The organism is Streptomyces sp. NPDC047974 (genome assembly GCF_040653375.1).
GTDB lineage: Bacteria > Actinomycetota > Actinomycetes > Streptomycetales > Streptomycetaceae > Streptomyces.
Genome location: NZ_JBEZNU010000004.1, coordinates 32,891 through 49,747 on the forward strand (window position 1 = coordinate 32,891; position 16,857 = coordinate 49,747).

The 16,857-nt window shown below is 74.4% G+C and carries 16 protein-coding genes; 8 read left to right on the forward strand and 8 right to left on the reverse strand.

The window, feature by feature from the left end; genetic code table 11:
* Window positions 1–34 precede the first annotated feature (34 nt).
* From AB0E19_RS07920 to AB0E19_RS07930, 3 genes are all read left to right on the forward strand, one after another.
* Window positions 35–712, forward strand: a complete 678-nt coding sequence (locus tag AB0E19_RS07920) for a response regulator transcription factor (protein WP_360606454.1) — start codon at window positions 35–37, stop codon at window positions 710–712.
* A gap of 139 nt (window positions 713–851) precedes the next feature.
* Entirely contained in the window at window positions 852–1,835 is a 984-nt protein-coding gene (locus AB0E19_RS07925) for an alpha/beta hydrolase (RefSeq protein ID WP_362175023.1), read from the forward strand.
* A complete protein-coding gene (locus AB0E19_RS07930) occupies window positions 1,832–3,118 on the forward strand; it encodes an acyltransferase (protein WP_362175026.1) in 1,287 nt (428 codons plus the stop codon). The genes AB0E19_RS07925 and AB0E19_RS07930 overlap by 4 nt, the downstream gene beginning before the upstream one ends.
* 9 nt (window positions 3,119–3,127) lie before the next feature.
* Here AB0E19_RS07930 and AB0E19_RS07935 read toward each other — a convergent pair whose 3' ends face one another.
* Both AB0E19_RS07935 and AB0E19_RS07940 read right to left on the reverse strand, forming a co-directional pair.
* A complete protein-coding gene (locus AB0E19_RS07935; protein ID WP_362175029.1) occupies window positions 3,128–4,213 on the reverse strand; it encodes an aldo/keto reductase in 1,086 nt (361 codons plus the stop codon).
* On the reverse strand, window positions 4,210–4,626 hold the full coding sequence (locus AB0E19_RS07940; protein WP_362175033.1) for a MerR family transcriptional regulator: 417 nt from the start codon (window positions 4,624–4,626) through the stop codon (window positions 4,210–4,212). Before AB0E19_RS07940 ends, AB0E19_RS07935 begins: the two co-directional genes overlap by 4 nt.
* A gap of 51 nt (window positions 4,627–4,677) precedes the next feature.
* Between AB0E19_RS07940 and AB0E19_RS07945 the strand changes: the two genes are divergently transcribed.
* Complete coding sequence (locus tag AB0E19_RS07945) at window positions 4,678–5,508, forward strand: serine hydrolase domain-containing protein (RefSeq protein ID WP_362175036.1); 831 nt, start codon at window positions 4,678–4,680, stop codon at window positions 5,506–5,508.
* Between the two features lie 41 nt (window positions 5,509–5,549).
* Here the strand turns inward: AB0E19_RS07945 and AB0E19_RS07950 are convergent, their stop codons facing one another.
* The 5 genes from AB0E19_RS07950 to AB0E19_RS07970 form a co-directional block, all read right to left on the reverse strand.
* Window positions 5,550–6,167 (reverse strand): hypothetical protein, encoded by a 618-nt coding sequence (locus AB0E19_RS07950; protein ID WP_362175039.1) that lies wholly within the window; start codon window positions 6,165–6,167, stop codon window positions 5,550–5,552.
* On the reverse strand, window positions 6,164–7,576 hold the full coding sequence (locus AB0E19_RS07955; protein ID WP_362175738.1) for a HAMP domain-containing sensor histidine kinase: 1,413 nt from the start codon (window positions 7,574–7,576) through the stop codon (window positions 6,164–6,166). The genes AB0E19_RS07950 and AB0E19_RS07955 overlap by 4 nt, the downstream gene beginning before the upstream one ends.
* Before the next feature lie 230 nt (window positions 7,577–7,806).
* Entirely contained in the window at window positions 7,807–8,490 is a 684-nt protein-coding gene (locus AB0E19_RS07960; RefSeq protein WP_362175042.1) for a response regulator transcription factor, read from the reverse strand.
* Window positions 8,491–8,544: 54 nt separating this feature from the next.
* Window positions 8,545–10,167, reverse strand: coding sequence for a murein biosynthesis integral membrane protein MurJ (gene murJ, locus AB0E19_RS07965; RefSeq protein WP_362175045.1), 1,623 nt, complete (start codon window positions 10,165–10,167; stop codon window positions 8,545–8,547).
* The gene (locus AB0E19_RS07970) at window positions 10,164–11,339 is read right to left on the reverse strand and encodes a peptidoglycan bridge formation glycyltransferase FemA/FemB family protein (protein WP_362175741.1); all 1,176 of its coding nucleotides are present in this window, start codon (window positions 11,337–11,339) and stop codon (window positions 10,164–10,166) included. Before AB0E19_RS07970 ends, murJ begins: the two co-directional genes overlap by 4 nt.
* A gap of 242 nt (window positions 11,340–11,581) precedes the next feature.
* Between AB0E19_RS07970 and AB0E19_RS07975 the strand changes: the two genes are divergently transcribed.
* Window positions 11,582–12,763: an Ig-like domain-containing protein gene (locus AB0E19_RS07975; protein WP_362175048.1), complete on the forward strand. Its 1,182-nt coding sequence runs from the start codon at window positions 11,582–11,584 to the stop codon at window positions 12,761–12,763.
* A 6-nt stretch (window positions 12,764–12,769) separates the two neighbouring features.
* Here AB0E19_RS07975 and AB0E19_RS07980 read toward each other — a convergent pair whose 3' ends face one another.
* Window positions 12,770–13,420 (reverse strand): pirin family protein, encoded by a 651-nt coding sequence (locus AB0E19_RS07980; protein ID WP_362175051.1) that lies wholly within the window; start codon window positions 13,418–13,420, stop codon window positions 12,770–12,772.
* 63 nt (window positions 13,421–13,483) lie between these two features.
* On the opposite strand from AB0E19_RS07980, the gene AB0E19_RS07985 reads away from it, so the two are divergent.
* The 3 genes from AB0E19_RS07985 to AB0E19_RS07995 all read left to right on the forward strand — a co-directional run bounded on the left by AB0E19_RS07985 (window position 13,484) and on the right by AB0E19_RS07995 (window position 16,806).
* Complete coding sequence (locus AB0E19_RS07985; RefSeq protein WP_362175054.1) at window positions 13,484–14,683, forward strand: helix-turn-helix domain-containing protein; 1,200 nt, start codon at window positions 13,484–13,486, stop codon at window positions 14,681–14,683.
* A gap of 89 nt (window positions 14,684–14,772) precedes the next feature.
* Window positions 14,773–15,717, forward strand: coding sequence for an ACP S-malonyltransferase (locus AB0E19_RS07990; protein ID WP_362175056.1), 945 nt, complete (start codon window positions 14,773–14,775; stop codon window positions 15,715–15,717).
* An 18-nt stretch (window positions 15,718–15,735) separates the two neighbouring features.
* On the forward strand, window positions 15,736–16,806 hold the full coding sequence (locus AB0E19_RS07995; protein ID WP_362175059.1) for a ketoacyl-ACP synthase III: 1,071 nt from the start codon (window positions 15,736–15,738) through the stop codon (window positions 16,804–16,806).
* The last annotated feature ends 51 nt before the right edge of the window (window positions 16,807–16,857 follow it).

The window sequence follows — 16,857 nt, forward strand, 5'->3', positions numbered from 1 at the left end:
GCGCAGGGGGACGTCTCACAAGCAAGGGTGTCGTGTGACCATTCGGGTGATCATCGTGGACGACCAGGCCATGGTGCGGGCGGGGTTCGCCGCGCTCCTCGCCGCCCAGGCCGACATCGACGTGGTCGGGGAGGCACCGGACGGGCGGCAGGGCGTCGAGGTGGCGCGGGCCGTCCACCCCGACGTGGTGCTGATGGACGTACGGATGCCGGAGCTGGACGGGCTGGCCGCGGCCCGGGAGATCCTGCACCCTCCGGCCGGGGTGGTGCACCGGCCCAAGGTGCTGATGCTGACCACCTTCGACGTCGACGACTACGTGTACGAGGCGCTGCGCGCCGGGGCGTCCGGCTTCCTGCTCAAGGACGCGCCGCCGGCCGACCTCATCGCCGCCGTGCGGGTGGTCGCGGCGGGCGACGCGCTGCTCGCGCCGTCCGTGACCCGGCGGCTCATCGCCGACTTCGCCGCGACCCGCCCCGCCGCCCGCAAGGACGTGACGGCGCTGCGGCTCAACGGTCTGACGCCACGTGAGACCGAGGTACTCGAACTGATCGCCCGGGGGCTCTCCAACCAGGAGATCGCGGAGCGGCTCGTGCTCGCCGAGCAGACCGTGAAGACCCACATCGGGCGGGTGCTCGCCAAGCTCGACCTGCGGGATCGCGCGCAAGCGGTGGTCTTCGCCTACGAGTCGGGCCTGGTGACCCCCGGGGGCTAGCCCCACCCCGCGCCGGGGGCGGTCTCCTCGTCCACCCCCTACCCGGGTATGGCACGGGAGTTGGCTCCCCGGTGTGACGTGCCGTCACCCACCGTCTTCCTACCTTCCTCTCGCCGACGACGAGAGAGGGAGGACGGGCATGGGCCGGATCACGAGGAGCCTGGTGACCGCCGTCATGGTGACGGCGGTCGTGGCGGGGACGGCGGGCTGGGCGTCCGGGACCGCGCAGGAGCCGGTCACCGGGCCGCCGCCGGGGACCGCCGAGTGGCGGGCGGCCAGGCTTCCGGATCCGGAGCGGACGGACCCGGCCGGGATCGCCCGCTTCTTCGCCGGACTCGGCCCCGAGGAGCGGCAGCGGCTCGTCCGGACGCACCCGACGGTGGTCGGGAACCTGGACGGGGCGCCGCTGGAGCTGCGCTACGAGGCCAACTCCCGCGTCGACTCGGGACGTCATCCCGGTGCCCGGGTCCTGGCGCACGACTCCCGGGGCCGGGGTCAGACGGTCCTGGTCTACGGGGACCTGGCGACGGCCGAGCGGGTGGCGGTGCTGGTGCCGGGCTCGGACGTCGACGCCGGGCGGATGGACTCCCTCACCCGGAAGGCCACCGCCCTGCGCGCGGCCACCGGCGGGCGGACCGCTGTCGTCGCCTGGGCCGGCTACACCACCCCGCTCGGCGTCGGACTCGACGCCGCCGCCGGCGACCTGGCGGAGGCGGGCGCCGAGCGCCTCACCCGCTTCGCGGAAGGCCTGCGGGCCGCCGGGGTGCGCCCGGAGCCGTCCCTGTTCTGCCACAGCTACGGCTCCGTGGTCTGCGGGCTCGCCGCGCCCGGCCTGAAGGCGAAGGACCTGGTGGTGTTCGGCTCCCCCGGCATGCGGGCGGAGAACGCGGCGGCGCTGCGGACCACGGCCCGGGTGTGGGCGGCGAAGGACCCGACGGACTGGATCGACCGGGTGCCGTACGTGTCGGTGGGCGGGTACGGACACGGCACCGATCCCACGGCACCGGAGTTCGGGGCGCGGGCCGTGCCCGCGGGCGACGCGGACGGCCACGACGGCTACTTCGCGCCCGGCACCTCCTCGCTGCGCGCCTTCGCCGCGATCGCCGAGGGGGACGTCCGATGAAGACGCCCGCTCCCGTGCAGGCACCCGCCTCCGTGGCGGCCCCCGCTCCCGTGCGGGCGAGCGCCCCCCGGAAGGCCCTGGCCCCCGTGACGGCCCTCGTCCGGAAGATCGAGGCCGGTACTCCGGCCCACCGCGACCGGGCCGTGGACGGGCTGCGGGCGCTCGCGCTGCTCGCCGTGCCCACCGGACACTGGCTGCTCGGCGGGTTCACGCTCTCCGCCGACGGCGCGATCCACAACGCCTCGCCGCTCGCGGCCTTCGGCGCGCTCGCCCCGGCGAGCTGGATCCTCCAGATGCTGGGGATCTTCTTCCTGGTCGGCGGCTACGCCTCCGCCCTCTCCTTCCGCCGCCGGACCGGCACCGTCCGCGCCTGGCTCGGCGGGCGGCTCGCCCGGCTCGGCCGGCCGGTGCTCGGGGTGACCGCGGTGTGGGCGGCGCTGCTGCCGCTGCTCCACCACGGGTTCGGGGTGCCGGTGGGCACCCTGCGGACGGCGTCCACGCTGGTGATCCAGCCCCTGTGGTTCGTCGGGGTGTACACGGTGGTGACGGCGCTGACGCCGCTGTGCGTGCGGGCCGCGCGCCGGTTCGGGGTGTGGACGGCGGCCCCGCTGCTCGGCTCGGTCGCCGTCGTGGACTTCCTGCGGTACGGCCCGTACGCCGACGCCGTGCCGTCCTGGCTGAGCCTGCTGAACATCCTGCCGGGATGGCTCTTCGCGTACCAGCTCGGCACCGCCTGGGGCGAGGGACGGGTGCGCCGCCGGCACGCCTGGGGGCTGCTGATCGGCGGGGCGGCGCTCTTCGCCGCGCTGCTGCTCGCCTTCGGCTATCCGGCGTCGATGGTCGGCGTGCCCGGCGAGGCCCGCACCAACTCGCACCCGCCGTCGCTGCTCGTCCTGGCGCTCGCCGCGCTCCAGAGCGGTGCCGCGATCCTGCTGCGGGACCGGCTCGGCCGGTGGCTGCGGCGGCCCGCGCTGTGGGCGCCGGTGGTCGTGATCAACCTGTCGGCGATGACGATCCTGTGCTGGCACCAGACCGCGATGCTCGCGGCGGCGGTCCCCGCCTCGTACCTGGGCGAGGTGCCCGGTCTCGTCGGGGCGCCGGACTCGGCCGGCTGGATCCTGGCCCGGCTGGCCTGGATGCCGGTCTTCGCCGGACTGCTGGTGCTGATCGGCCGGTACGCGCGCGGCTTCGAGTCGCCGTGGGCGCGCACCGGCCCGGCCCGCCGCGCCCTCGCGGGCGTGCTCGCGGCGGGGTTCGCGGTCTTCGCGCTGGGGCTCGCGTAGCCGCGCCGCTCAGACCTCCCGGCTCGCCGAGGTGAAGCTCATGTCCGGGTAGCGGTCGCCCGCGACCCGGGCCGCGAGGGGTTCCAGGGCGGCGAGTTCGGCGGCGGTGAGGGTGATGCGGGTGGCGGCGGCGTTCTCCTCCAGGCGGGAGCGCTTGCGGGTGCCGGGGATGGGGACGACCGTCAGGCCGTGGACGGCGGCGCGCTGCTGGACCCAGGCGAGGGCGATCTGCGCGGGGGTCGCGCCGTGGGCGGCGGCGATCTTCCGGACCGGGTCCAGGAGGGCCGCGTTCCGCTCGGCGTTCTCGCCGGTGAAGCGGGGCTGGTGGCGGCGGAAGTCGCTGTCCGAGAGGTCCTTGCCGGCGTCCGCGAAGGCGCCGGTGAGGAAGCCCCGGCCGAGCGGCGAGTACGGGACGAAGGTGACGCCCAGGTCGGCGGCGGCGGCCACGGCGGAGCGCTCGACGTCCCGGGAGAAGAGCGACCACTCCGACTGGAGGGCGGTGATCGGGTGGACCTCGAAGGCCTCCCGCAGCTCGGGCCCGGTGACCTCGCTCAGGCCGAGGTGGCGGACCTTGCCCTCGGCGACCAGTTCGGCCATCGCGCCGACGGACTCGGCGAGCGGCACGGCCGGGTCGCGGCGGTGCATGTAGTAGAGGTCGATGGTGTCGGTGCCGAGGCGGCGCAGACTGCCCTCGACGGCCTGCCGGATGTAGGCGCGGTCGTTGCGGACGGCCCGGTGGGCGGGCCGCTCCGGGTCGCGCTCGATGGCGAACTTGGTGGCGAGGACGATCTCGTCGCGGTGCGCGGCGACGAAGGGGGCGAGGAACTCCTCGTTGGCCCCGCTGCCGTAGATGTCGGCGGTGTCGATCAGGGTGACGCCGGCCTCCAGGGCCGCGTCGAGGGTGTCGCGGGCGGCGGCCTCGTCGGTGGCGCCGTAGAACTCGCTGATGCCCATGGCGCCGAAGCCCTGGACGCCGGTCTCGGGCCCGTCCTGACCGGGCCCGAGGCGTACGGTGTCGATCTTCCCGGCCCCACCGGTCCTGTCGGTCCCACCGGTCCTGTCGGTCCCACCGGTCCTGTCGGTCGTCTCGGTCATGAGGGCGTACCTCCGCAGATGGTTCCGTAGTGGTCGATCTTGAGGTCGAGCACGGCGAGCGTCGACCGGAGCTCCTCGATCCGGGTCAGCACGTCCCGGCGGGTGGCCTCCAGGAGGGCCCGGCGCTCCCCGTGGGTGTGCTCGCCCTCCCGGACCAGTTCGGCGTAGCGGACCATGTCCGCGACCGGCATCCCGGTCAGCCTGAGCTTGCCGACGAAGTCCAGCCAGGAGAGGTCCCGCTCGGTGAAGCGGCGCTGCCCGGTGTGCGACCGGTCGACGTGCGGCATCAGGCCGATCCGCTCGTACCAGCGCAGGGTGTGCGCGGTGAGTCCGGTCAGGGCGGCGACCTCGCTGATCGTGTAGCGGTCCTTGCGGGCGGCCGGCGGCCGGGGGGTGCTCTCGATCGCGCTCATGCCCCCACGCTAAAAGGTTGGAGCGCACTCCAAGCAAGTAGGCTCGGCCCCATGGAGAGCAGCAGCGTGCCCAGTCTGGCGGCGATAGAGAACTGGCCCGTCCCCACCGCGGCGGCGGCCGTGGTCCGCGCGGACGGCACGGTGGCCGGGAGCCACGGCCCGACCGGGCAGCGCTTCCCGCTCGCCTCGGTGACCAAGCCGCTGGCGGCGTACGCGGTCCTCGTCGCGTACGAGGAGGGGGCGATCGACCTCGACGAGCCGGCCGGGCCCGAGGGCGCGACCGTGCGCCACCTGCTCGCCCACACCTCCGGGCTCGCCTTCGACGAGAACCGGGTCCAGGCCGCGCCGGGCACCCGCCGGATCTACTCCAACACCGGCTTCGAGGTCCTGGGCGATCTGGTCGCCAAGGCCACCGACATCCCCTTCGCCGACTACCTGCACCAGGCGGTCCTGGCGCCCCTCGGCATGACCGCCACCACCCTGGAGGGCTCCCCCGCCAAGGACGCGGTGTCGACCGTGGACGACCTGGTGCGGTTCGCGGCCGAGGTGCAGGCGCCCCGGCTGCTCGACGCCCGCACGGTCCTGGACGCGATGACCGTCACGTACCCCGGGCTCACCGGCATCCTGCCCGGCTACGGACACCAGCGGCCCAACGACTGGGGGCTCGGTTTCGAGATCCGGGGCGCCAAGTCGCCGCACTGGACCGGCACCACCTCCTCGCCGCGCACCTTCGGCCACTTCGGCCAGTCCGGCACGTTCCTGTGGATCGACCCGGACGTCCGCGCCGCCTGCGTGGCGCTCACCGACCGGGCCTTCGGGCCGTGGGCGATCGAGGCCTGGACGCCGTTCACGGACGCGGTCCTCGCCGACCTGCGGCGCTGACCCGAGGCGCCGTCCCGAGGCGCCGTCCCCGGGCCCGGGCCTCAGCTCGCCGCGGCCGCGCAGGTGGTGGCCGGGAGGGCGCCGTCCGGGCCCTCGACGGTCACCGGGAGCGTGCCGGCGCGGTCCACGGCGTGGGCGGCCGTGCACACCAGCTGGACGACCGCGCCCGGCGACAGCTCCCGTGCCGGGAAGGGCGTGCGGAGCCGGACCCCGCCCGCGAGCTCGGACTCGACGCGGATCAGCTCGCCGCTCTGGGGCAGCTCGGTGGTGATGCCCGCCTGGAACTCGGCGCCGCCGGGCCCGGCGAGCAGCGCGGCGAGCACCTTCATGGTGGCCGGGGCGGAGCCGTACGGCGCCTTGTCGTCGGAGGACTCGAAGCCGAGGCCCCTCCCGTCGGTGGCCGCGTCGTCCACGTCCGAGCCGCCCTCCGGCCGGGTCCGCTCGGGGAGGGGCACGAAGCTGATGCCGGCGTCCCGGGAGACCGGCATCGGCTCCCCGTGGGGGCCGAGGAAGTAGAGCAGCATCCGGCTCTCGGGGATCGGCTGGACGACGACGGTCGGCGCGCCGCCCGCCTCCACGACGTCGCTGCCCTGGATGCCGCAGCCGACGGCCAGCGGCAGGGCGGCGAGCAGCGCGCCCAGCGCCGTGCGGCGCCTCACAGCGGGATCCTGACCGTGAACACCGCGCCGCCCGCCGGGTGGTTGGCGGCCCCGACGGTGCCGCCGTGCAGCCGGACGTTCTCCTGGGTGATCGCCAGGCCGAGGCCGCTGCCGGCCGAGCGGGCGCGGGCCGGGTCGGCCTTGTAGAAGCGTTCGAAGACGTGCGGCAGGACGTCCGGGTGGATGCCGGGGCCCCGGTCGGAGACCTGGACGACGAGCGTGGAGCCGCCGTCGACGTACACCCGGACGGTGACGAGCGCGCGGCCGTGCCGCAGCGCGTTCCCGACCAGGTTGGCGACGACGACGTCGAAGCGGCGGGGATCGAGCCGGGCCCTGATGCCCTCCCCGAGGACCGCGTGGACCTGCTCGGGGTCCGTCCAGTGCCGGCTGCTCAGGGTCTTGCGGACGCAGTCGGCGACGTCGACCTCGTCGGTGTGGAGCTCGGCGGCGCGGGCGTCGAAGCGGGAGATCTCCATCAGGTCCTCGACGAGCACGGCGAGCTTGACGGTCTCGGCGCTGATCAGCCGGACCGCGCGGGCCGTGTCGCTGTCGAGGGCGCCGGCGTCCTCGTCGAGGACCTCGGTGACGGCGAGCATCCCGGCGAGCGGGGTGCGCAGTTCGTGCGAGACGTCGGAGGCGAAGCGGCGGGCGCGGGCCTCGGCGCGGCGCAGTTCGGTGACGGAGCGCTCCAGTTCGGCCGCCGACTCGTTGAAGGTGCGTGCCAGGTCGGCGAGTTCGTCGCTGCCCTTGGCGTGGATGCGGGTGTCGAGCCGGCCGCGGCCCATGCTGGCGGCGGCGTGGCGGAGTTCGCGGACCGGGCGCAGGACGCCGCGGGCGGCGATCAGGGCCGGGATCAGGGCGATGGCGAGGGCGGGCAGGGCGCCGTCGCGGGCGGCGGTGACGAGGGCCTCGATGTTGGCCTCGTCCTCGCGCAGTTCCATCACGGCGTACAGGACGAGGCCGGTGGGCTGCGGCTCGCCGCCGACCTGGGTGAGGAAGACGGCGGGGACGGCGATCGTCAGGTAGGGGGTGCCGTGGGTGACCACGCGCTGGAAGCCGGTGTGCGGGGTCGCCTCGCGCGCGTGGGCGCGGGCCCGCAGCTCCGGGGTGAGGACGGAGGAGGTGGGGCGGTCGGTGGAGGAGACGCGGAGGGTGCCGTACTCGGCGTAGACCCGCCAGGGGCGCGGCTTGCCCTGCCGGGCGATGTGGAGGAGCCGGTCGCGGAGCGAGGCCTCGTCGAGGGGCAGGCTGATGTTGAGGTCCTCGACCTGCTGGCGGAAGGCGGAGACGGCGGTGTTCTGCGTCTGCTCCAGGATGGCGCTGCGGGCGGCCCGGTAGGTGAGCGCGGCGGTGGTGCCGCAGCCGACGGCCGCGACGAGCAGGAACGCGAAGACCAGCCGCGTCCGCAGCCCGAACGGCCGGGGCCTGCGCCCCCGCGTCCGGACCCGGCGGCGGCCGCGCGCCCGGCCGGCCCCGTCACCGGTGTCCTCCGGCCGGGCCTCGGGCTCCCGGACGGCGGTCTCCCGGGCGGTGCCGTACGCGGGCCCGGCGGCGGGTTCGTACGCCGTCGTCCCGGGGGCGTACGCCGTCGCCCCGGGTTCGTGTCCCGTGCCCGGTTCCTCGCCGGGGACGCAGGCCTTCACAGGGGTCCGAAGCGGTAGCCGAAGCCGCGCAGGGTCTGGATGTAGCGGGGCTCCCCGGGGGTGTCCTCGATCTTGGCGCGGAGGCGGCGCACGCAGGCGTCCACCAGGCGGGCGTCGCCGTGGTAGTTGTGCTCCCAGACGTGCTCCAGGAGCTGCTGGCGGCTGAAGACCTGCTCGGGGGCGGCGGTGAGGTGGAGCAGCAGCTTCAGCTCGGAGGGGGCGAGGGCGAGGCGCTCGCCGTTCTTGGCGACGGTGAGGCCGGCCCGGTCGACGGCGAGGGCGCCGTGGTGCTCCACGGCGGGGCGGCCGCCGCCCGGCTCCTCGATGCGGCGCAGGACGGCCCGGATGCGGGCCTCGATGACCTCGGTGCGGGCGGGTTTGACGATGTAGTCGTCGGCGCCCGCCTCCAGGCCGATGACGACGTCGAAGTCGTCGCCCCGGGCGGTCAGCATGATGATCGGGAGCTGGCTGTCCTCGCGGACCCGGCGGCAGACCTGGACGCCGTTCATGCCGGGCAGCATCAGGTCGAGCAGCAGCAGGTCGGGGCGGAACTCGCCGAGGGCGGCGAGCCCGGCCTCCCCGGTGGCGGCGGTGCGCACCTCGTGCCCGCGGCGCCGGAGCCCGAGCTCGACGCCTTCACGGACCGAGGGGTCGTCTTCGATGAGGAGCACGCGAGGCATTCGTGGAGTATCCCAAGGTCGGTGGAGGCCCCCGCGGGAGGGGAGCCCCGGTGGTCAGGACCGGCGGGTGAGCCGGCCGGCGGCGGTCTTGAGCAGGGCGGAGACCTCGGTGAGGCGCAGCGGTCCGGCGAGCAGGACGAAGGAGCCGAGGACGGCGGCCGCGCCCGCGAGACCGGAGACGACGGCCCCGGCGGAGGCGGTTCCGTCGACGGCGAAGAGGCCGTAGCCGGCGGCGGGGACGGCGGCGAGGAGCAGCCTGCCGAGGCCGGTGCCGCCGTCGTCGGCCGCGGGCAGCCGGCGGCGCAGGACGTACGCGGTGAGCGCCCAGCCCGCCCAGAGGGCGAGCGAGTAGCCGGCGGCCATGCCGGTGACCGTCCAGCGGGTGGGCAGCCAGTGGTGGGCGGCGAGGGAGAGCGCCGCGTTGAGCCCGGCGATCACCAGGTTGAGCAGGAAGGGGGTGCGGGTGTCGCGGAGCGCGTAGAAGGCGCGGGTGCAGACGTACTGCCCGGAGAGGGCGATCAGGCCGGGGGCGAGGGCGGTCAGCGTCCAGGCCATGGCGCGGACGTCGGCGGTGTCGGTCGCGCCGTACCCGAAGACGACCGACATCAGCGGGCCGGCGAGGGCGAAGAGGGCGCAGGCGGCGGGGACGACGGCGGCGGCGGTGGTGCGCTGGGCGTAGCCGACGTCGCGGCGGACGGCGGCGAGGTCGCCGTCGGCGGCGGCGCCGCTCATGCGGGGCATGAGGGCGGTGACCAGGGAGACGGTGACGATGCCGTGCGGGACGGCCCACAGGAGGTAGGCGTTGTTGTAGGCGGCGAGGCCCGAGCCGCCGGTGTCGGTGTCCGTGCCGGCGGAGGTGGCGACCCAGGTGGTGACCCAGTAGGCGGCCTGGTTGGTGAGGACGAGGAGGACGAGCCAGCCGGCGGCGCGCAGCGGGGCGGCGAGTCCGCTGCCGCGCCAGTCGAAGCGGGGCCGGAAGCGGAAGCGGGCGGCGCGCAGCGAGGGCAGCAGGGCGAGGGCCTGGGCGGCGATGCCGGCGGTGGTGCCCCAGCCGAGGAGCGCGGTCTCGCCGGGGGTGAGTTCGCCGCCGTCGCTCACCGCCAGGAAGAGGCCGAAGACGGCGACGACCACGACGTTGTTGAGGACCGGGGTCCACATCATGGCGCCGAAGCGGCCGCGGGCGTTGAGGACCTGCCCGAGGAGGGTGAAGAGGCCGAGGAAGAGGATCTGCGGGAGGCACGCGCGCGTGAAGGCGATCGTCAGGTCCCGCTGGGGCCCGTGGTAGTCGGTGTAGCCGTCGACGAGCGCGGGCGCGGCGAGGACGGCGCCGGCGGTGAGGACGGCGAGGGCGAGGCCGCAGAGGGTGAGGAGGCGGTCGGTGTAGGCGGCGCCGCCGTCCTCGTGCTCCTTGGCGGCCTTGACCAGCTCGGGCACGAAGACGGCGTTGAGGGCGCCGCCGAGGAGCAGCATGTAGACGATGGTGGGGACGGAGTTGCCCACCGCGTAGCCGTCGGCGACCAGGCCCGCGCCGAGCGCGGCGGCGACGACGGCGGCGCGGACGAAGCCGGTGGCGCGGGAGACGAGCGAGCCGGCCGCCATGAGGGCTCCGCTGCGCAGCGCGGACGCGGGCTTGCGCCGGGACGGCGCGGGCGGGGCGAGGGTCGTGCCGGCGCTCATCGGCGGTTCAGGTAGGCCTGGAAGGCGCGGTACAGCGCCTGGTTGGTCGTGCCGTGCATCGGTGTCTCCCACTCCCCCAGCGTCTCGACGACCTGTCCGCCCGTGCCGAGCTTCCAGCGCAGGAGCCCGTGGGCGCGGTCGTCCGGATCGAGGGTGGAGGGTACCCCGCGGAGGTCGTAGACGTCGGCCCCGAGGGCGTGGGCGTCGAGCAGCATCCGCCACTGGAGGGCGTTGGAGGGGCGGACCTCGCGGCGGTGGTCGGCGGAGGCGCCGGTCTGGTACCAGACCCGCCGGCCGACGGTGATCATGGTGTGGGCGGCGAGGATCTCGCCCTCGTGGCGGGCGAGGTAGAGCTTCATCCGGCCCGCGTGCTCGGTGTTGAGGACGGCGTACTGGCGCTCGTAGTAGGCGAGGGAGCGGCCGAGGCGGAAGCCGTCGCGCTCCTCGGTGATCTTCAGCAGCCGGTGGAACTCCGGCAGGTCGGCGGCGGAGCCGACGGTGATCTCGACGCCGGACTTGCGGGCCTTGCGGACGTTGCGCCGCCACTCCTGGTTGAGGCCGGACCACAGGTCGTCGGGGGTGCGGCCGGTGAGCGGGACCTGGAAGACGTGGCGGGGCTGGGCGTCGGCGCCGTCCTCGGAGTCGCCGCCGCAGCGCTTCCAGCCGCGGGCGCGGAGCCGTTCGGCGACGGCGGTGCCGAGCGGGTCGACCTCGTCGGCGAGGACGTCGCCGAGCCGGCGGCCGGGCCCGGTGGCGGCCTTGACGGTGGCGGCGGTCCAGCGGCGGTGGGCGGGCCCGGGCCCGATGCGTACGGCGAAGGCGCCGGAGGCCTTCAGATGGGCGAGGAGCGGGTCGAGCCAGCGGTCGAGGTCCGGGTCGGCCCAGTCGGCGACCGGCCCTTCGGGGAGGTAGGCGAAGTGCTTGCGGGTGCCGGGGAAGGTCCGGAGCAGGACGAGGGCGACGCCGGTGAGCTCACCCGACTCCGGCCCCCAGCCTATGAGTTGGTGACTCCACCCCTCCTTCACCTCGGCCCAGGCGGGGAGTTGGAGGAAGCTGGGGCCGTCGGCGCCGGTGCCACGGGCCGCGAGGAAGGCGCGGTACACCTCCGGGGAGACGGGGCCGAGCCGGAGCGGACCGGCGGGCGACGGCGCGGCGGCGGGGCGGCGCTTCACGGGTGCGGGCGTCACGAGCAGCGCTGACACAACGGGAGCCTCCTTGGTTCGGCCGCCCCTCGGTGGCGCGGCGCACAGCAGGCTCACAGCCGGATGAGACGGGTCCGCGCGGCGTGTGTGACGGGACGATGACCGTTTCCCATCAGCGCCCGTCACATGGGCCTCCGGCGGGGCGGAGGGGCTCCCGGGCGGCCTAGAGTCCGGGCATCCCACCCTTTTCTCTCCTCTTCCGGAGGTGCTCCGTGCCGCCGATACGCACGTCCCGGCCCGCCCTTGCCGCCATCGCCCTCGCCGTCTCCCTCACCGCCTGCACGGCCCAGGCGGCGAGCGGCCCGGGCTCCTCCGCCGCCCCGTCGGGCGGGGCCGCCGAGGACGGGGCGCCCGCGCGGGTGACCGTGGCGAAGCCCGAGGCCGGGAAGCAGGTGACCGTGACGGCGGCCGGCGGGACGATCGCGTCGGTGACGGTCACGGACGCGGACGGCGGGCGGCTCACCGGGAAGTCCGCGGCGGGCGGGGCCCGCTGGACCTCGGACCGCAAGGCGGCGCCGGGCGCCTCGTACACCGTCGAGGTCGTCTCGCGGGGCGCCGGCGGGAAGGAGACGACGACGAAGTCCGCGTTCACCACGGAGAAGGCGGACCGGGTCAACAAGCTGACGCTGGCGCCCGGGAAGAACACGACCGTCGGCATCGGGCAGCCGCTGTCGATCGTCTTCGACCGGCCGGTGACGCGGAAGGCGGACGTGGAACGGCAGTTGAAGGTGACGACGTCCAACGGCACCGAGGGGTCGTGGGGCTGGGTCACCGACTACTCCGGGCGCGACCGCGTCGACTGGCGGCCCCGGGAGTACTGGAAGCCCGGCACGAAGGTCACGCTGGAGGCGGACCTCAACGGCACGGACTCCGGCGACGGCTGGTTCATCCGCGACTACCGGACCGGGTTCACCGTCGGCGCGGCGCAGGTCGTGAAGGTGGACCTGGACACCAAGCGGCTGTCCCTGGTCAAGGACGGGCGGACGGTGCGGACCATCCCCGTCTCGGGCGGGACGCCGGGCGGCGACAAGCGGTCGTGGCGGGGGACGGCCGTGCTCATGGCCAAGGAGGGGACGATCCGGATGAACTCCGAGACGGTCGGCCTCGGCGACGCGTACGACAAGATGGTCGACTACTCGATGCGGCTGACGTGGTCGGGGATGTACGCGCACGCGGCGCCGTGGAACGCGGGGAACTTCGGGGTCGCGAACAGGAGCTCCGGGTGCATCGGGATGAGCACCGCCGACGCGCAGTCCTTCTACGCGAGCGTGAACGTCGGGGACCCGTTCGAGATCCGCGGAGGCGACACGAAGGGGGTCGTCGCGGAGGGCAACGGGTACGGGGCGTGGAACCTGTCCTGGGCCGACTGGAAGGCGAAGAGCGCGGTCCGTTGAAGGGCCTCAGACGTCCGACGCCCAGACCAGTGCCTCCGCGTCGGACGACGCCCGGAGCGTCTGCCCCGCCGCCTCCGTGACGCGTGCCGCGTCCCCGCGCGCCAGCTCCTCGCCCGCCAGGGCGACCGTGCCCCGGACCACGTGGACGTAGAGGGTCCCGGCCGCCGGGAGGCCGGCCTCCTCCCCCGCCGCCAGCCGGTGGACGTGGAGCGTGGCCCCCGCCGCCGGGACGGGGTACGGGCCGTCCAGGCCGCGGATCAGCTCGTACGAGGGTGAGCCGCCCGGCTCCAGGGGCGCCAGCCACATCTGGACGAAGGTCAGCGGGGCCCCGCCCGCGTTGCGCTCCACGTGGCGGACGCCGGCCGCCGAGGAGAGGTGCTGGAGGTCCCCGGGGCGGACCAGCGTCTCGTGACCGGTGGTGTCCCGGTGGGTGAGCTCGCCCTCGACCACCCAGGTCACGATCTCCGTGTGCGCGTGGGCGTGCTCGTCGAAGCCCGCGCCGGGGGCGAGGCGCTCCTCGTTGACGGCGAGGAGGGGGCCGAAGCGGAGGTTGTCGGGGTCGTAGTGCGCCCCGAAGGAGAAGGCGTGCCGGGTCTCGACGCCGGCCGCGGGGTCGCCGCCCGGATAGCGGTCGGACGCGCGCTGGATGCGGATCATCCCCCGTACAGTAGCGGGGCCCGCCGTGGCGAAACGGCCCCGACCCCGCACGTCCGTGCCCGGATGAGGCAGTCTTGTCCCGTGTCTGAACCCACGAACGCCGCTCATCCGCACCCCGCGACCCTGAAGCGCCTCGAACAGTCCTCCGGGCGGCTCGCCGCGAACGCCATCGCCCGCATGGACGAGACGCTGCCGTGGTACCGGGCGATGCCGCCAGAGAACCGCTCGTGGATCGGACTGGTCGCGCAGGCCGGCATCGCCGCGTTCACCGAGTGGTTCCGGCACCCGGAGACCCCGCAGGCGATCTCCACGGACGTCTTCGGGACGGCGCCCCGCGAGCTGACCAGGGCGATCACGCTGCGGCAGACCGTGGAGATGGTCCGGACGACCATCGAGGTCATGGAGGTGGCGATCGAGGATGTCGCCGCGCCCGGCGACGAGTCGGTGCTGCGCGAGGCGCTGCTCGTGTACGCGCGGGAGATCGCCTTCGCGACCGCGCAGGTGTACGCGCAGGCGGCGGAGGCGCGGGGCGCCTGGGACGCGCGCCTGGAGTCGCTGGTGGTGAACGCGGTGCTGTCCGGCGAGGCCGACGAGGGCGCCGTGTCGCGGGCCGCCGCGCTCGGCTGGAACTCGCCGGACCACGTGTGCGTGGTGCTCGGCACCGCCCCGGACGGCGACAGCGAGCTGACCGTGGAGGCGATCCGGCGGGCCGCCCGGCACGCCAAGCTCCAGGTCCTCACCGGGGTGCTCGGCAACCGGCTCGTGGTGATCGCGGGCGGCTCCGACAATCCGCTCGGCGTGGCGAAGGCGCTGCTCGGGCCGTACGCGCCGGGTCCGGTGGTGGCCGGTCCCGTGGTGCCCGACCTGCTGGCGGCGACCCGTTCCGCGCAGGCCGCGGCGGCCGGGCTCAAGGCGTGCACGGCGTGGCAGGACGCGCCCCGGCCGGTCCTCGCGGACGATCTCCTGCCGGAACGCGCGATCGCCTCCGACCCTTCGGCCCGTGAACAGCTGGTGGAGGAGATCTACAGACCGCTGGAGGAAGCGGGCTCGGCGCTCCTGGAAACTCTGAGTGTCTACCTGGAGCAGGCCAGTAGTCTCGAAGGCGCGGCGAGGATGCTGTTCGTCCACCCGAACACCGTGCGCTACCGGCTCCGACGTGTGACCGACGTCACCGGCTGGTCACCCTCCGACGTCCGCTCCGCCTTCACCCTGCGGATCGCGCTGATCCTCGGACGCTTGGCCGAGGCGGAGGGCCAGTCCTAGACTTTTGTCGAACACCGACAATTACCCCGACGGTTCTTCGTCCTAGTCCCCACGGGCGCCGGACACCGTCCGCAAGAGAGAGTGTGAGGGTGCTCGTACTCGTCGCTCCCGGCCAAGGCGCCCAGACGCCCGGCTTCCTGACTCCCTGGCTCGAACTCCCCGGTGCCGCCGACCGCCTCGCGGCATGGTCGGACGCCATCGGGCTCGACCTCGTCCACTACGGCACGAAGGCGGACGCGGACGAGATCCGCGACACCGCCGTGGCCCAGCCGCTGCTCGTCGCGGCCGGCCTGCTCTCCGCCGCCGCCCTCGGCACGGGAGCATCAGCCGCTGACGCGGCGGGTCTCCGCCCCGGCGTGGTCGCCGGCCACAGCGTCGGCGAGTTCACCGCCGCCGCCTTCGCGGGCGTCCTCGACGACACCGCCGCGCTCCGTCTCGTACGGACCCGTGGTCTGGCGATGGCCGACGCGGCCGCGATCGCCCCGACCGGCATGTCGGCGCTGCTCGGCGGCGACCCCGAGGTGACCGTCCCGCACCTGGAGAAGCTGGGCCTGACCCCGGCCAACGTGAACGGCGCGGGCCAGATCGTGGCCGCCGGCACGCTGGAGCAGCTGGCCGCCCTGGCCGAGGACAAGCCCGAGGGCGTCCGCCGGGTCGTCCCGCTCAAGGTCGCCGGCGCCTTCCACACGCACCACATGGCCCCCGCGGTCGCCACCCTGGAGCAGGCCGCGAAGGAGCTGACCCCGGCCGATCCGAAGGTGACATACGTCTCCAACAAGGACGGTCAGGCCGTCGCCACCGGCACCGAGGTCCTCGCCCGGCTGGTCGGCCAGGTCGCCAACCCGGTCCGCTGGGACCTGTGCATGGAGACCTTCCAGGCGCTGGGCGCCACCGCGCTGATCGAGGCCTGCCCGGGCGGCACGCTCACCGGCATCGCCAAGCGCGCGCTGCCGGGGGTCGCCACCGTGGCCCTCAAGACGCCCGACGACCTGGATGCGGCCCGTACGCTCGTCGCCGAGCACACGGCCGTCTGACGAGGAGTGTCGAGAAGCATGTCGAAGATCAAGCCCAGCAAGGGCGCCCCGTACGCGCGGATCATGGGCGTCGGCGGTTTCCGCCCGGCCCGGGTCGTGCCCAACGAGGTGATCCTCGAGAAGATCGACTCGTCCGACGAGTGGATCCGCTCGCGCTCGGGCATCGCCACCCGCCACTGGGCCTCGCCCGAGGAGACCGTCACCGCGATGTCCGTGGAGGCGTCCGGCAAGGCGATCGCCGCGGCCGGGATCACTCCCGAGCAGATCGGTGCCGTCGTCGTCTCCACGGTCTCGCACTTCAAGCAGACCCCGGCCGTCGCCACCGAGATCGCCGACAAGATCGGGGCCGGGAAGCCGGCCGCGTTCGACATCTCCGCGGGCTGCGCGGGCTTCGGCTACGGCCTGACGCTCGCCAAGGGCATGATCGTCGAGGGCTCGGCCGAGTACGTCCTGGTGATCGGCGTGGAGCGGCTGAGCGACCTGACGGACCTGGAGGACCGCGCGACGGCCTTCCTGTTCGGCGACGGCGCCGGCGCGGTCGTGGTCGGCCCCTCCGACGTGCCGCACATCGGCCCCACCGTCTGGGGTTCCGAGGGCGACAAGTCGGAGACCATCAAGCAGACCGTGCCGTGGAACGAGTTCCACCCCCAAGCTCTCGGCTCCGCTCGAGCAGGGGGGACCCCCGCCGGCGACGTCACGAACCTGCCGCTCAACGAGGCCGGCGAGATCAAGTTCCCCGCCATCACGCAGGAGGGCCAGGCGGTCTTCCGCTGGGCCGTCTTCGAGATGGCGAAGGTCGCCCAGCAGGCCCTGGACGCGGCCGGCATCACCGCGGACGACCTGGACGTCTTCATCCCGCACCAGGCCAACATGCGGATCATCGACTCGATGGTGAAGACCCTCAAGCTGCCGGAGCACGTCACGGTCGCCCGTGACGTCGAGACCACCGGCAACACCTCCGCCGCCTCGATCCCGCTCGCGATGGAGCGGCTCCTGGCGACCGGACAGGCCAAGAGCGGCGACACGGCGCTCATCATCGGCTTCGGGGCGGGTCTCGTCTTCGCCGCGACGGTCGTTACTCTCCCCTAGGCGACCGGGACCCTCCCGGAAGTCCCCCTTTTACCGAAGTAATCGCAAGAA